Raw genomic sequence first — 15,193 nt, forward strand, 5'->3', positions numbered from 1 at the left:
CGGCCTCGGTTTTTTGTTTATAGGTAATGAAAATGAGAAGTCAAGGTTATTTCCTTTCCACTTTGAATTTGAGAGTATCCCGCCCAACCGCACCACTACGGTAAAATACACGTCCTTTCTTGTACAACTGGCTGATGAGCAATCTTTCCACTGCTGACATTGCACGGCGCCTCGCAAATCTGCCCAAACCAGTCTATCCCGAGGATCTACCCGTGGTTGGGCGTCGTGACGACATCGCTGTGGCGATTCGCGAAAATCAGGTGGTGATTGTGTGCGGCGAGACCGGCTCGGGCAAGACGACGCAGTTGCCAAAAATCTGCCTTGAACTCGGGCGCGGGGTGGCGGGAATGATAGGACATACGCAGCCGCGGCGCATCGCAGCGCGCACCGTAGCGGCGCGAATCGCTTCGGAATTGAAAAGCCCGCTGGGGCAGGCGGTGGGCTACAAGGTGCGTTTCTCGGACAAGGTCGGTTCGGGGACTTATGTCAAGCTCATGACCGACGGCATTCTGCTGGCCGAAACGCAGGGTGACCCTTCTCTCCTTGCCTACGATACGATCATCATCGACGAGGCCCACGAGCGTAGTCTCAATATCGACTTTCTACTCGGCTACCTCAAGCAGTTGCTGCCCAGGCGGCCAGACCTGAAACTTCTGGTCACTTCCGCCACCATTAACGCGCAACGTTTTTCGGAGCATTTTCACAACGCGCCGATAATTGAAGTATCGGGCCGGATGTATCCGGTAGAGGTGCGCTATCACCCTGCCGGACAGACCAGAAATAAAGCCGAGGATGAAGATAAGGACGAAGGCGATCTCGAACAGGCAATTCTCGATGCGGTGGATGAAACAAGCCGCTCCGGAGTGGGCGATGTGCTGGTGTTTCTCCCGGGCGAGCGGGAAATTCGGGAGACCGCCGAGGCGCTGCGCAAGCATGCATTCGACCGGCTCAGCCCTGGGGCTCCCGGCGCCCAGATTCTGCCCTTGTTCGCGCGCCTGTCCTACGCAGAGCAGGAGCGTGTGTTCAAGCCCGACAGCAATGTGCGGCGCATCGTGCTGGCTACCAACGTGGCGGAGACCTCGCTTACCGTTCCCGGCATCCGCTATGTGATCGATACTGGGTTGGCGCGGCTTAATCGATACAGCTACCGCAACAAAGTGGAGCAACTGCAGGTGGAAAAGATATCGCGCGCTTCCGCCAACCAGCGGGCGGGACGTTGCGGCCGGGTGATGAGCGGCGTTTGTATCCGGCTTTATTCCGAGGAAGATTTTCTTGCGCGGCCCGAGTTTACTGACCCTGAAATTCTGCGTTCGTCGCTGGCTTCCGTGATTTTGCGGATGAAGTCCCTCAAGATTGGCGAGGTGGAGAATTTTCCGTTTCTGGAGCCCCCTGCGCCGCGTATGATTGCAGACGGCTACCAGCTGCTGGCGGAACTTGGCGCTGTGGATGATAGCAATGCCTTGACAAGCATAGGCTGGAAGTTGGCGAAGTATCCTATCGATCCGAAGATCGCGCGCATGATACTGGCTGCCAAAGAGGAGAACTGCCTGAGTGAAATGCTCATCATTGCCTCTGCCCTTAGTGTGCAAGACCCCCGAGACCGACCGTTCGAGCGGCGGGAAGCCGCGGACAGGGCGCATCAACGCTTTCAGGATGAACGATCTGATTTCCTTGCTTATCTGAAGCTTTGGGATTTCTTTGATGAATCATTAAAACATAAAAAATCCAATCGCAAGCTGATGGAACAATGCCAGGAAAATTTTTTGTCTCACCGCAGGATGCGCGAATGGCGGGAAATTCATGGGCAGTTGCATACACTGGTGGTCGAAACAGGTCTGAGACCCAATCAGGTTCCTGCCAGCTATGAGGAGATTCACCGTGCGCTCCTCGCGGGCTTGCTCAGCAACATCGGGTTCAAGGCCGACGAGGATGGCGAATACCTGGGCGCGCGCGGAATCAAGTTTTCCATTTTCCCCGGCTCAGTCCTGAAAAAGGCCAAAGCTAAATGGGTGGTTGCTGCGGAATTGGCCGAAACCGCCAAGCTCTACGGGCGTTGCATGGCAAAAATCGATCCCCTCTGGGTGGAAAAAATCGCAGGCGGCCTATGCAAAAAGCAATATTTCGATCCACACTGGGAGAAAAAAACGGCACAGGTCTCCGCATTTGAGCGGGTGATCTTGTATGGCCTTACCGTCGTGCCGAAGCGGCGTGTTTATTACGGAAGCATCAATCCGGCGGAGGCGCGCGAAATTTTTATCCGGTCGGCGCTGGTAGCGGGTGAATATGTGACCCAGGCGCCGTTCTTCGAGCATAACCGCAAGCTCATCACGGATATCGCGGCACTGGAACACAAGACACGGCGTCCGGATGTGCTTGTGGATGAAATGGAAATTTTTGCGTTTTATGATTCCATTATTCCTGACGGGATATGCAATGGCGCGGGGTTCGAGAAGTGGCGCAGGCAGGCGGAGAGGGAAACCCCGCGTCTGCTCTATCTCACCAGGGAATACCTGATGCGCCACGAAGCCGACAACGTAACGGCAGAACGCTTTCCGGATAGCGTGGCCGTGGACAGCGTTCGACTGCCACTCACCTATCGATTCGATCCGGGACACGTCCTGGATGGTGTCACCGTTACCGTGCCGCTGCCGCTGCTCAACAAACTGAACACCGCGCGATTCGACGGCCTCGTCCCGGGCCTGGTTCGTGAAAAGGTGACCTGGTATCTGAAAGCGCTTCCCAAACAGATCCGTCGCCATGTTGTGCCTATACCGGAGTTTGTAACGCGGTTTCTGGAAAATCTGGAGCCAGGAGGTGCAGCGCGCCAACACCTACCCCAGCACCCGCCCCCACTCGTGCCATTAACCGATGCATTGGCCAAGTTTGTTCGGGAGAAAACGGGCGTTGCGGTTTCACCGGAAGTGTGGCGAGACGAAAAACCGCCGCTGCATCTGCTGATGAATTACAAGATTGTGGATGACGCGGGACAGGAGTTGGCGATGAGCCGTGATCTCCCGCAACTTCAGGGACAGCTTGGCCAGGCCGCCCAGTTGACGTTTGCCCAACCGGATTCGGATGAGCGCCTGCCGATCGAGCGCGACGATGTGAAACGCTGGGATTTTGGCGACCTGCCCGAAGAAATCGTTTTTACCCGTGCAGGGAAAAGGCTTATCGGTTATCCGGCGCTTGTCAGTCGAGGGGAGAAAGTAGCGATCCACCTGTTCGATACCCACGAGGCGGCGCAAGCGAATATGCGGAGCGGCGTGCGCCAGCTGCTGCGTTTCGAGCTCAAGGAACAGATGAAGCAACTGGAAAAAAATCTGTCTGGGCAAGGCCGTTACCTGAGTCCGGCTTTATTGCAATTACACACGCTTATCGGCCTGGAGGCGCTTCGCGAAGACATGTTGAACACTATCGCCGATCGTGCTTTTATCGGCGACGATGTGCTGCCTCGCAGCGAGAAGGAATTCATCACCCAGCGTCAGCGAGCAAGAGCGCGGCTGCCTGCCGTAACTGAAGGCGTCATGCGGATCGTACAAAACGTCGCAAATGAATGTCAGCCATTGATAAGCAGGATATCGGAGATCGAGGGAACGAGTGGCGCTGGCGCGCCAAAACGAACTGGCGCAGGACCGGACAAACTGAAAGGCAGCCTGGGCGCGCAATTGCGCAAGCAGCTTGCCAACCTGATCTATCCAGGGTTCCTGAATGCTACTTCATGGGAACGCCTGCAACATTTGCCACGGTACTTGAAAGGGATGGTTTTGCGCCTGGATAAATATCCGGCGAACCCGGAGCGTGATGCGCGACACGGCGCCGTTATTGCCGGGTTATGGAACCAGTATGAGCAACGATTGGAAAAGCACCGCAAGGCTGGAATCAGCGATACTGTTCTCGCCGAGTTTCGTTGGCAGATCGAAGAACTGCGCATCTCGCTGTTCGCCCAGGAATTGAAAACGCCCTACCCCGTTTCCGCCAAACGCCTGCAGAAATTATGGGAGGATGTCAGCGCGTGATTTTCACTCACTCACCCGACTAAGCGGCAGTTGGAAAGTCGTTCGACAGTTCCGGCAAAGTTCGCTCTATGTGATAATTCGCCCCCAATCGGCATTCGGCGTTAGGGCCCACTTTTACTATGTCGGAACCGGCATTTGCCGTTTCGACGCAAACAAAGCGTTCGTAATCGTCGTCTTTCAAGTCGCCCATTCCGGTTGATATTTTTGCCCACGGGTTCCACACCACCGCGGTTTTGCTACCTGTGGATTTGATTCTGATCCGGCGGCCAAACATGGCATCATCGATCAACAGTTCTCGATCTACATCCCGGTAGATACGGTCGACCTCGGTGCCGATCGTTATAGTACCGGTCTGAAGTTTTAAAAGGGCATTGTCGGCTTTATCTATGTATTCAGTTCCATCCAGCCCCGATATCGCTACCTGATCGATATGCCCGACCCTGAAGTATGTGTGCAGCGCCTGGGTTATATGAAACGTTTGGGAGGTCGTGTTACGGGTGATCAACTCCAGGTTCAGTGAGTCTCCAACCGTAATTGCAAGGGAAAGGCTGAATCCATGCGGCCAGATAGCTCTTGTCTCGGCGGTGTCTGTCAGGCCCAACGTTACTTTGCTGTCGCCATCGGCGGTTGTCTCAGTTCCTGCCACGTTCCAGAAAAGGGTGCGTACAAAACCATGCGACGGACGGCCTAGCTGCTCGGGGTCCGGCCCGAACCATGGCCAGCAGATCGGCGTTCCGCCTTTGATGCTTTTGCCGGGCTGATAATACGCCGATTCACTGAGGAACATCAGGTTGTGCGGTTCATTGGCGGGCTGAAAAGACAGCACCTGCCCACCATAGACGGAAATTACGGCGCCGGCTTTGGCATTATCGATCTTGATAAACGGAAATCCACCCGCGCCCTCGATAAATTTGACCTGGTCGGCGATCCCGTAATCGTTATTCAGTTGTTCGATGTTCATGGCTTTTTTATTTTGTCCGGTTTAGTCGGTGTAGGCTCCGTAGCCTGGACTTCAGAGGTTACATTAGGATAAAACGTTAACTTGTTGCATGAAATGATCTTATTGCCCCTATTCAATGGCAGATGCAAGCCGCGCGGCATTTGAGTATCAGCAAAGCAAAATCAGCTTCGGAATAGCGTCTGCTCCAGCCCACACTATAGCATTTTGTCCGAACTCCCGGCCTAATGCTCGCGACGTCTCAAGATCCAGTCCGAGCGCAAGAAAACTCCTCTCCGCCGGCCACTCTCCGGACGGGTCGATACCCATACCCTCGATAATCTGATCCGGCTGCGCCACGTAGCGATCCAGCCTGTCGCGAAGAGCCGCGCAAGCCCTCATGTTCGCCTCAGGACTCTCTTTTGCCCCGTATGGATTACAGGCAGTGATGAAGGCGGCACATCGATGGCCCGAAGCGGCAAAAAGCCGAGATAGCGGCTCGGAATATTCATCTACACGCAACGTGATGGCATCCCGGCCGGCCCCTGCCCGATAGTAGGCCGAGCGGTAAGCCATGATAAGGCTCTCGGCAACCGAGGATTTGGTCAAGCAAAAACTCCGCTATTAACTCTCTGGCAGTGCGCCTTTACGTCCTATCAAACATCAGCGAGATTTCGTATCACTTTGCATGGATTTCCCGCTGCGAAAACATTGGCCGGCATGTTCCTGGTTACCACACTTCCCGATCCAATGGTTGTTCCCCGCCCTATCGTCACGCCCGGGTTGATAACAGCGCTGCCGCCAATCCAGACACTGTCTTCTATGCTGATTGGAATAGCAGCTTCCAAGCCCTTGTCACGCTCCTTCGCTTCCAGTGGATGCGTTGCCGTATAGAGCTGAACATTGGGTCCCAGAAACACATCGTCGCCTATAACCACGGGCGCGCAATCCAGGACGATGCAGTTATGGTTGGCGTAGAAGTTGTTGCCGACGCTGATGTTATAACCATAATCGCAATAAAAAGGCGGTTCGATTTCGAGGTTGGAGCCTGCCGCGCCGAACAACTCGTTCAGGATAGCGACTCGTTTTTCAAGCTCGCCGGGGTCGGTATCGTTGAACACTTTCAACAGCTTTTTTGCCTGCCTTCTTTCCTCGCGCAGCAGATCATCGCCGGACCGGTATATTTGCCCGGTGAGCATTTTGTGCTTTTCGGTCTGATGTACCATCGCTATTCCCATGGTTCACGCAATCAGAAGAAATGGGCGGACAAAAAAAGGACGTTGTTTTCCTGGCAGAAATTGCTTGAATGGCCGCTACCCCAATATCTCGTAACCTGCCATTAATCCTGTGAAATCTTGTTCAAGCGTTGAGCCAGCAATTCCTGCACTTCGCTTGCGGGCTCATGCTTCGCGCCCCAGCGTAACAACTCGTGGATGGCAGGCGACAGGTCAAGGCCCTTTTCTGTGAGGGTGTAAATCACCCTGCGGGCATTACCGGGATCGCGCCGGCGTAAAACGATATTGGATTCCTCCAGTTTTTTCAGCCTGTCGGAAAGTATATTTGAAGCGATTTTCTCGGGCGATGTCAGGAAATCGCGGAAGTACTGCTTGCGCATGAACATGATGTCGCGGATAACGAGCAGGCTCCACTTGTCTCCCAGGACATCAAGCGCACAGCTCACCGGGCAGGAAGAGCGCTTAAATTGATCTCTAGTCATTTGGCCCCACGATATTATTTTTGATTGTAGGATGCAATTAATTTATTATACTTTTATTATGCAACCAATAAGAGGATAGAATGAACTCTATCACATTGTCGACAGTCGAATTTTTCGTAGTTCAGAATTTTGAAAACACGGCGTCATAAACAGGACAAGGGGGTCTAGACGCCTCTAAAAGCGTCAAAGGAATATTGTTTTTTCACTGTTTCATGGAGAGACGCTGGTGTGCCCGGTGTTCGGGAAGTTGCGTTTTCCATCACGGGTGACCCTTGTTCTGCTGGATGCAACTCAAAGATATGAGTGCAGCCTGCAGCGGCAAGTGAAGGCAAGCAACCAAATCAAGAGGAGTAACTGAAAATGATCAAGCAAGTGATTCAGGCCGCAACGGTGGCTCTTGCCCTTGCCGCCGCGCTTTACAGTGGCGCAGCAGCGGCGCATGGAAAAGTGGCAATGGAAGAAGACACATGCATGCGCCGGCTCGGCGACAACAGCATGGTCCACTTAAGCGCCTACCAGCCTCAATATGAGCCGGGCGACCAATATTGCACTGAAATACCCAAGGAGGGAAATACGTTTCTGGTGGTGGACCTTGTGGATCCTGCACTGCGTAATATACCGATAGGGGTGCGGGTGGTAAGAGGAACCAGTGAGGCAGATGATGAGACGGTGACGTATCTGCGTCCGAGTTATCATCCTGACGGGGTAATCAACGGAGAGACCAGTCTGGATGAAGGGGAATACACTGTGTTCATAACCGGAGATTCGGTTCCTCCCGTGCGCTATGAGTATCCGTTGCGGGTACAAATGATTAATTATGCGAAGACCTTCCGTGCCGCGCTCGGACCGCTGCTCGCAGCGCTTCTGCTAAGTTTCATGGCATATAAGATCATGAACTCGAAGCGGGTGCGGCAATGGAGGTCTTCGCGGCGTCCATAGTCCATAGGCGAGTGGACCGGCGGCCTGACGATCAGCGTGATACGTCAGGCTGTATCAGGGGCCCCCTGTTCGCAACAGCCTGATTCCATTTGAACCGGTGGGCATTTGACCGATCCAAAGGAGCAAAAGACACAGCAATCGCCGGGAAGCGGACGCAGCAGCGTTCCGCATTCCTCGCACTCGTAATAAAACAGGCACGCATTGGTAGGCATTGCCTCTCTTTTCGCATACCCGCAGCGGGGACACGTCAGTATCGATTCCAGAGTCGGCATATCATGAGTCAAAAACTTGAGGTATCGATCGGTGGTGGGTGAACCGTGCTTCATTCATTCCTGGCAGGCCACAATATTGCGAAGCGGATAGTTATCATCTGGCCTGCTCCGCCATCTGCCGATGGGATTCCGCAATACTCATGTTCGCCTCCGCGGCCTCTTCGTAGACACGCACCAGGGCCTGGGCGTGCTCTTTCAAATCCTCCGTTTGCCTGCCGTAGTAGTATCCATGCTTTTGGTATTCTGCGACAGCTCTTTTCTGTTCTCGTGCTTTTGCCTGCATTGCTCTGGCGGCGGTCTGGTAGTGTCTCGCCAGCGCGTTATGGTCAGCTTCGGTTTTGGCACTCTGGATAGCGCTCGTCATGTCCATTGGATGCGGGTCGATATGTGCGCAGGAAGCCAGCAATCCGAGGACAGCAAGAATGGCAAAAAAAATGCGAGCTTTCATGGTGTATCTCCGTGATGGGTTAACATGAAAAAATATCGGAGGTTGCAACCGTTATTTCATAACTTCACCCGGTTCAGGCGCAGCGCATTGGTGACTACGGACACCGAGCTCATCGCCATCGCGGCCCCGGCAAACATCGGCGAAAGCAATAATCCAAAAGTGGGATAAAAGACACCGGCAGCCAGCGGAATGCCAAGTGCGTTATAGCCAAATGCAAAGGTCAGGTTTTGCCGGATGTTACGCATTGTGGCGCGCGAAAGCACCATTGCCTTCTCAATTCCACGCAGATCGCCCTTTACGAGAGTGACATCCGCGCTTTCCATCGCCACATCGGTTCCGGTACCCATTGCCATCCCTACATTGGCTTGCGCAAGCGCGGGCGCGTCATTGATGCCATCGCCCGCCATCGCCACCTTGTGGCCCTCGGCCTGCAGCCGTTTCACGTGATTTGCCTTGTGCTCGGGAAGTACTTCGGCCAAAGCTTCATCGATGCCGAGTTGCCCTGCGATTGCATCGGCTGTGCGTTGGGAGTCTCCCGTGAGCATCACGATACGTACCCCCAGGCCTTGAAGCGTTGCAATCGCTTCGGGTGTGCTGTCCTTGATGGGATCGGCGACTGCTGCGATTCCAGCAACGCTGCCGTCCACTCCGATATACACCACCGTTTTCGCTTCCGTTCGCCAGGCTTCTCCCTGCTCTTCCCAGCGTTTGGTATCAATTCCATGCTGCGCCAGAAAATTACGGCTGCCGACCAGCACGTGCTTGCCGTCCACATCGGCTTGCACTCCGAGGCCGTTGATGACCTCAAAAGTTTCTGCGGCCGGTATTTTTATTTTGCGGGCTTTAGCGCCCTCGACGATTGCATGAGCTATCGGATGCTCGGAAAGTTGCTCTACCCCTGCGACGAGCGCTAAAGCCTCATCATCGGCTATGCCTTCAGCGGAAAAGTCTGTCAACGCAGGACGTCCCAGTGTCAGCGTGCCGGTTTTGTCGACAACTACTGTGTCGATGCCGCGCATTCGCTCTATAGCCTCGGCATTGCGAAACAGGATGCCGGCTCGAGCACCCTGCCCCATCGCGACAGTCATCGAGATGGGCGTAGCCAGACCGAGGGCGCATGGGCAGGCGATTATCAGAACAGCAATAGCGTTAACAAACGCGTAAGTGAATTTTGGCTCCGGGCCAATAAACCACCAGGCAAGCGCTGTAATGATCGCGATGGCAATAACGCTTTGGACAAAGTATGCGGCGATGATGTCGACGAGCCGTTGCACGGGTGCACGTGTGCGTTGCGCTTCTCCGACCATGTGAACGATACGCGCCAGCAAGGTATCCGCCCCCACCCGTTGCGCACGGATAATCAGCGAGCCATTGCTGTTCATGGTGGCGCCGGTGACCTTATCGCCCGGGGCCTTGGCTACCGGCACCGGCTCGCCGGTAATCATTGACTCATCCACTCGGCTTGCGCCTTCGAGTACTTCGCCATCCACGGGAATTTTTTCCCCTGGTTTCACGCGCAGACGGTCGCCTGCTGTCACCGCCTGAAGGGGTATTTGTTCTTCTGTTCCATCGTCGCGCAAGCGCCATGCCTGATTGGGTGCAAGCTTCAGCAATTGCTGAATGGCCCGGCTGGTCTGCCCCATTGCCCGCATCTGAAGGTATTCCCCAAGTATCACCAGAGTAACGATAACAGCCGCGGCTTCGAAATAAGTACCCACCGCATCGTCGTGCTCGCGGAACTCTTGCGGGAACCAGCCGGGGATAAGCAAGGCAGCGAGACTGTACAGATAGGCAAATCCGACTCCCAATCCGATCAGGGTGTACATATTGAGTGCGCGATGCACAAGCGAGAACCAGAATTTGCGCAGGATAGGCCAGCCGATATATATTACAAGGGGCGTGCCCAGCAAAAATTCGACCCATCCGCGCAAGCGCGGCGTTAGCCCGAGCGGCTCATGAATGCCGGCCATGGGCGACATCGACACCACTACCAGCGGGATCGCCAGTGCAATCCCCACCCGCAGCCTGCGCGCCAGGTCCCGTAGTTCTGAGTCGTCAGATGCACCCTCGTCCGGACTGGCGCCCAAGCCCGCGCCCATACCTGTACCCGCAATGGGGACGAGCGCCATTCCGCAGATAGGGCAATCGCCCGCTGAATCCCGCAGGATCTCCGGGTGCATCGGACATGTCCATTGGACTCCCGCTACTGCTGCTTCAGCGCCTGGAGGCGCAGAATGCACATGCTTGTGATCCTGATGATGCTGGTCATGGGCGTGTGGCGGGTGCGAATGTTTCAGGTCCGTGTTCATTACTGATTCTCCAGCCGGTTTTCCTCGGCCCCTGATTCATTTTAGGCCAACTTTTTAATATTGGACGATTTTGCGGGCATTATTGTGTTGCCGGTTACGTGCGCCGGGCAGTTGAGACCGCAGTTATCAATGCTGATGAGCCTGCGGCGGGGCAGGAGGGAACTTCTCGACGTTTCGCTGGAACGCTGCCATGATGCGCTGCCATGCTGATATTTATCGGTTGGGAGCGCCTGCCAGCGATTTCACACGTTTCACCCTTTACATGAAGCTGTAATCCCTTTACATGAAACTGTATGAACGCTGGGTACAGTAACAAGGGCCTTAGGCGGTGTGTGGCGACTAATCCGGGTTAACCGAGGAGAGAAGAAAATGCTTGTATCACGTATGGTTAGAGTGCTGGGTATGACTGTTGTATCAGGTGTATTAATCAGCGCTGCCGGCGTTGCGAGCGCCGACGCGGCTATAAAAATTGACGGTTCGAGCACCATGTATCCCATCACGGAAGCGGTGGTTAAAAATTTTCAGACAACACAAAAAGATCCAATCAAAGTAGCCGTAGGCGTTTCCGGCACCAGCGGCGGCTTCATGAAATTCTGCCGCGGCGAAATAGACATCGTCAATGCTTCCCGTCCCATTCAGGGAAAGGAAATGAAGGCCTGCAATAAGGCCAGCGTGGAATATGTCGAATTGCCTATAGCATTTGATGCAATAACAGTGGCGGTTAATCCGAAGAATGACTGGATCAAAACCATGACCCTCGCCGAGTTGAAGAAAATGTGGGAGCCCGCCGCTCAGGGCAAAATCACCAAATGGAGCCAGATAAACCCGGCATGGCCAGATGAGGCGTTCAAGCTCTACGGCGCGGGCGCGAATTCCGGTACGTATGATTATTTTACGCAAGCCGTCATCGGCAAAGCCAAATCCATCCGTGGTGACTTTACGGCATCCGAGGACGACAACGTGCTGGTCCGGGGTGTGGCAAGCGACAAGAACGCGTTGGGGTTCTTCGGTTTTGGATATTATGTGGAAAATCAGGATAAAGTCAGAGCTGTCGCTATAGATGACGGTAGCGGCGAAGGAATCAATCCGTCCGTTGAAACTGTGGAAGACGGGAGCTATCGACCTTTGTCCCGCCCCATTTTTATCTACGTGAACATGAAGAAAGCAGAGAAACCCGTAGGCAGGGACTTTGTTACGTTCTATATCAAAAACGCTTCCGCCCTCGTGAGAGGAGCCCGATATTTTCCACTGCCGCCCAGAGCTTACAGGGCCGACATGGAATTCTTCAAGATGAAGAGGTTGGGAACGGTATTCGATGGCTTTTTGCCGGTAGGCATTACAATCGACGATCTGCTCCGGCGAGAAGCCCGTTTTTATGAAAACTGATCCTGCAGGATTTCTGACCGTACGCTTACGGCCTTCCTGTTTTAAGCGAGTGCAGAATCGGAATTTCCTTGACCAGCGCAAAGACGGCAGGAAAAACGATCAGCGTGAGCACGGTTGCCGATATCATACCACCCACCATCGGGGCGGCAATATGGCGCGTCACCTCGGAGCCGGTGCCGCTGCTTAACATCACGGGAAGCAGGCCGATTACGCTTCCTGCAATAGTCATCATCACGGGACGTATCCGATATACCGCTCCCTGAACAACTGCCTGGTAAAGATCCTCAACACTAACTTTTTCCCCCGCGGCCTTTCGTGCTGACACAATATCCGCCAGGGACCGATCCAGGAAGGTAAGCATCACCATCCCCGTTTCGGTCGCAATGCCGGCGAGGCCGATAAAACCGACTGCCGCGGCGACGCTCATGTTGTAGTCGAGAATATACATCAACCAGATGCCACCAACCAGGGAGAACGGAACGGACAGCATCACTATCAGCGTTTCGGTGAGGCGATTGAAGTTCAGATATACAAGAAGGAACACAATCAGGATCGTTAGCGGCACAACTACTTTCAGTTTTTCGGCCGCGCGTTCCATATACTCGAACTGCCCGCTCCATGCGGCATAATAGCCGGGCGGAAACCCAACCTGCTCGCGTACTGCCTGCTGTGTATCCGCAACATAGCTGCCGATGTCGCGGTCGCGAATATCGACGAAGATATATGCCGACAAAAGCGCGTTTTCTGTTCGGATACTTGCCGGGCCTTTGACAAGTTTCACGCGCGCGAGCTGGCCAAGTGGAATCATTATTTCCCCCATCGCCGGTACCAGCACCTGGCTGGCGATTGCCTGGGGATCGCTGCGCAGCTCGCGTGGATAGCGCACGGTGACGCCGAAGCGCTCGCGGCCTTCCACCGTGGTTGTCACTGTCTCGCCGCCAAGCGCCGCCGAAATCACCTCCAGCAAATCGCCTATGGCCAATCCATGACGCGCAAGCGCCATGCGGTCGGGCTCGATATCAAGGTAGTAGCCTCCGGTAATGCGTTCCGCATAGGCACTCGTGGTTCCGGGCACCGTTTTTACAACGGCTTCGATCTGCCTGGCAAGGGTTTCGATTTCCTCCAGATCCCTGCCGAACACCTTGATGCCGACCGGTGTGCGAATGCCCGTCGCAAGCATGTCGGTACGGTTTTTGATCGGCATGGTCCATGCATTGCTGACGCCGGGCATCTGTAGTGCCTGGTCCATTTCGGCAATCAGTTTATCGACCGTCATGCCGGGGCGCCATTCGTCAGGTGGTTTCAGGTTGACGATCGTTTCGGCCATCTCAAGAGGTGCGGGATCGGTAGCGGTATTCGCCCGCCCGGCTTTCCCAAGGACCGACGCCACTTCCGGGAAGCTTTTAATGATCTTGTCCTGCGTCTGCAGGATTTCCGCTGCCTTGGTAACCGAAATGCCAGGCAGTGTCACAGGCATGTACAAGAGGGTCCCCTCGTTCAACGTCGGCATGAATTCCGTTCCCAATTTGAGCGCGGGATAGACAGTAACCCCCAGCACTGCGAGTGCCGCCACGATGAGCGTTTTTTTCCAACGCATCACCCAGGCTATTATCGGGCGGTAGGTCCTGATCATGATACGGCCCAGCGGGTTATCCTGCTCACGCGGGATGCGGCCGCGAATCAGAAGCAGGATCAGGGCTGGAACCAGCGTGATCGAGAGCATCGCAGCCCCGGCCATGGCAAAAGTCTTGGTATAGGCCAGAGGCTGAAACAGGCGCCCTTCCTGCGCTTCCAGGGTGAACACCGGCAGGAACGAAACCGTGATGATCAGCAGGCTGAAGAACAGGGACGGACCGACTTCCCTGCATGCAGCAATGACAGCCGCTGTGCGCTGGGTGCAGGGCGCATCGGGATTAAGGCGCGCAAGATGCTTGTGAGCGTTCTCGACCATGACGATGGCAGCGTCTGTCATCTCGGCAATCGCGAGGGCGATGCCCGCAAGGCTCATGATATTGGAATTGATGCCGAGGAATCGCATTGCAATAAAGGCGACCATCACCCCGATCGGAAGCATGATGATCGCTACCAGCGCGCTTCGCACATGCATGAGGAAGGCTGCGCACACCAGCGCCACGATAATGATCTGCTCGAAGAACACCTCCTGCAGCGTCGCAATGGCGCGTTGAATCAACTCGGAACGGTTGTAGAGGGATTGAATCGAAACGCCTTCCGGCAGGGCGGATGCGATCTCGCCGATTTTCTTTTCGAGGTTGCGGGTGACGTCGAGGGCATGTTCGCCGTGCCTGGCCACCGCGATGCCCGAGACAACTTCTCCTTCACCGTCGAGTTCGGCGATGCCGCGACGCTCGTCCGGAACCAGCTCCACGCGGGCGATATCGCGCAGCAGCACCGGTATGCCGCCTTCCGCCTTGACAACGAGATTTTCGAGATCGCCGACACCGCGCAAGTAGCCCTTGCCGCGCACCATGTATTCGGTCTCCGCCATCTCGATGACCCGCCCGCCAACGTCACGATTGCTGGCCGCGATAACCTCGCTCACTTTTTTGAGGGATATGTCATACGCCTGCAGGCGGCGAGGGTCTACAGTGACCTGGTAGGTTTTCACGAATCCGCCTACGCTGGCCACTTCCGACACTCCCTCCGCCGCGGTCAACTGGTACCGCAGAAACCAGTCTTGAATAGCCCGCAACTCATCGAGAGTCCGGTTCCCGGCGGTGACAACATATTGATAAACCCACCCTACTCCGGTTGCGTCCGGACCGAGCGAAGGCTTGACGTTGCCTGGTAGACGGCTGGCTGCAAAACTGAGGTATTCCAATACCCGTGAGCGGGCCCAGTAGATATCCGTGCCATCCTCAAAAATGACATATACGAATGACACACCGAAGTTGGAGAGACCCCGCACAACTTTCGACCGGGGCACGCTTAGCATGGCGGTGGTGAGCGGATAGGTGATCTGATCCTCCACCACCTGCGGCGCCTGCCCAGGATATTCGGTATAAATAATGACCTGCACGTCCGAAAGATCCGGAATGGCGTCGATCGGCGTCTTCCAGACCGAATACATCCCCCAGGCCGCCACAAAAAATGTCCCGAGCAGCACCAGGAAGACGTGCCGCACCGACCATTCGATAATGTTGCCGACCAT

At 55.1% G+C, this 15,193-nt stretch carries 11 protein-coding genes; 3 read left to right on the forward strand and 8 right to left on the reverse strand.

The features are described from left to right. The first annotated feature begins 134 nt into the window (after nucleotides 1–134). A complete protein-coding gene (hrpA, locus tag BMZ14_RS03080) occupies nucleotides 135–4,016 on the forward strand; it encodes an ATP-dependent RNA helicase HrpA (RefSeq protein ID WP_074794496.1) in 3,882 nt (1,293 codons plus the stop codon). A 19-nt stretch (nucleotides 4,017–4,035) separates the two neighbouring features. On the opposite strand, the gene BMZ14_RS03085 is transcribed toward hrpA, so the two are convergent. The 4 genes from BMZ14_RS03085 to BMZ14_RS03100 form a co-directional block, all read right to left on the reverse strand. Next, nucleotides 4,036–4,977 carry a D-hexose-6-phosphate mutarotase gene (locus tag BMZ14_RS03085; protein ID WP_074794499.1) on the reverse strand — a complete coding sequence of 314 codons (942 nt, stop codon included), beginning with the start codon at nucleotides 4,975–4,977 and terminating at the stop codon, nucleotides 4,036–4,038. Nucleotides 4,978–5,124: 147 nt separating this feature from the next. Next, entirely contained in the window at nucleotides 5,125–5,562 is a 438-nt protein-coding gene (locus tag BMZ14_RS03090; RefSeq protein ID WP_074794502.1) for a DUF3293 domain-containing protein, read from the reverse strand. 47 nt (nucleotides 5,563–5,609) lie between these two features. Then, nucleotides 5,610–6,191, reverse strand: coding sequence for a sugar O-acetyltransferase (locus BMZ14_RS03095; protein WP_256208345.1), 582 nt, complete (start codon nucleotides 6,189–6,191; stop codon nucleotides 5,610–5,612). A 101-nt stretch (nucleotides 6,192–6,292) separates the two neighbouring features. Then, nucleotides 6,293–6,670, reverse strand: a complete 378-nt coding sequence (locus BMZ14_RS03100) for a winged helix-turn-helix transcriptional regulator (RefSeq protein WP_074794508.1) — start codon at nucleotides 6,668–6,670, stop codon at nucleotides 6,293–6,295. Nucleotides 6,671–7,030: 360 nt separating this feature from the next. Here BMZ14_RS03100 and BMZ14_RS03105 point away from each other — a divergent pair, with 360 nt between their 5' ends. Further along, entirely contained in the window at nucleotides 7,031–7,609 is a 579-nt protein-coding gene (locus BMZ14_RS03105) for a hypothetical protein (RefSeq protein ID WP_074794511.1), read from the forward strand. Between the two features lie 44 nt (nucleotides 7,610–7,653). Here the strand turns inward: BMZ14_RS03105 and BMZ14_RS15355 are convergent, their stop codons facing one another. The 3 genes from BMZ14_RS15355 to BMZ14_RS03120 form a co-directional block, all read right to left on the reverse strand. Then, entirely contained in the window at nucleotides 7,654–7,881 is a 228-nt protein-coding gene (locus tag BMZ14_RS15355; RefSeq protein WP_074795516.1) for a GDCCVxC domain-containing (seleno)protein, read from the reverse strand. Nucleotides 7,882–7,975: 94 nt separating this feature from the next. Continuing rightward, entirely contained in the window at nucleotides 7,976–8,329 is a 354-nt protein-coding gene (locus BMZ14_RS03115; protein ID WP_074794514.1) for a hypothetical protein, read from the reverse strand. Between the two features lie 56 nt (nucleotides 8,330–8,385). After that, nucleotides 8,386–10,638, reverse strand: a complete 2,253-nt coding sequence (locus BMZ14_RS03120) for a copper-transporting P-type ATPase (protein ID WP_074794516.1) — start codon at nucleotides 10,636–10,638, stop codon at nucleotides 8,386–8,388. Between the two features lie 369 nt (nucleotides 10,639–11,007). Here BMZ14_RS03120 and BMZ14_RS03125 point away from each other — a divergent pair, with 369 nt between their 5' ends. Beyond that, the gene (locus BMZ14_RS03125; RefSeq protein ID WP_074794519.1) at nucleotides 11,008–12,024 is read left to right on the forward strand and encodes a PstS family phosphate ABC transporter substrate-binding protein; all 1,017 of its coding nucleotides are present in this window, start codon (nucleotides 11,008–11,010) and stop codon (nucleotides 12,022–12,024) included. Between the two features lie 25 nt (nucleotides 12,025–12,049). Here the strand turns inward: BMZ14_RS03125 and BMZ14_RS03130 are convergent, their stop codons facing one another. Further along, on the reverse strand, nucleotides 12,050–15,193 hold the full coding sequence (locus BMZ14_RS03130; RefSeq protein WP_074794522.1) for an efflux RND transporter permease subunit: 3,144 nt from the start codon (nucleotides 15,191–15,193) through the stop codon (nucleotides 12,050–12,052).

This window comes from Nitrosospira briensis (assembly GCF_900115125.1).
In the GTDB taxonomy this organism is placed as follows: domain Bacteria; phylum Pseudomonadota; class Gammaproteobacteria; order Burkholderiales; family Nitrosomonadaceae; genus Nitrosospira; species Nitrosospira briensis_A.

Coding starts and splice junctions, on each gene's coding strand:
- BMZ14_RS03115 (WP_074794514.1), bottom strand. CDS start 8,329: ATGAAAGCTCGCATTTTTTTTGCCATTCTTGCTGTCCTCGGATTGCTG.
- BMZ14_RS03095 (WP_256208345.1), bottom strand. CDS start 6,191: ATGGGAATAGCGATGGTACATCAGACCGAAAAGCACAAAATGCTCACC.
- BMZ14_RS03130 (WP_074794522.1), bottom strand. CDS start 15,193: ATGGTCGGCAACATTATCGAATGGTCGGTGCGGCACGTCTTCCTGGTG.
- BMZ14_RS03085 (WP_074794499.1), bottom strand. CDS start 4,977: ATGAACATCGAACAACTGAATAACGATTACGGGATCGCCGACCAGGTC.
- BMZ14_RS03120 (WP_074794516.1), bottom strand. CDS start 10,638: ATGAACACGGACCTGAAACATTCGCACCCGCCACACGCCCATGACCAG.
- BMZ14_RS03125 (WP_074794519.1), top strand. CDS start 11,008: ATGCTTGTATCACGTATGGTTAGAGTGCTGGGTATGACTGTTGTATCA.
- hrpA (WP_074794496.1), top strand. CDS start 135: ATGAGCAATCTTTCCACTGCTGACATTGCACGGCGCCTCGCAAATCTG.
- BMZ14_RS15355 (WP_074795516.1), bottom strand. CDS start 7,881: ATGCCGACTCTGGAATCGATACTGACGTGTCCCCGCTGCGGGTATGCG.
- BMZ14_RS03105 (WP_074794511.1), top strand. CDS start 7,031: ATGATCAAGCAAGTGATTCAGGCCGCAACGGTGGCTCTTGCCCTTGCC.
- BMZ14_RS03100 (WP_074794508.1), bottom strand. CDS start 6,670: ATGACTAGAGATCAATTTAAGCGCTCTTCCTGCCCGGTGAGCTGTGCG.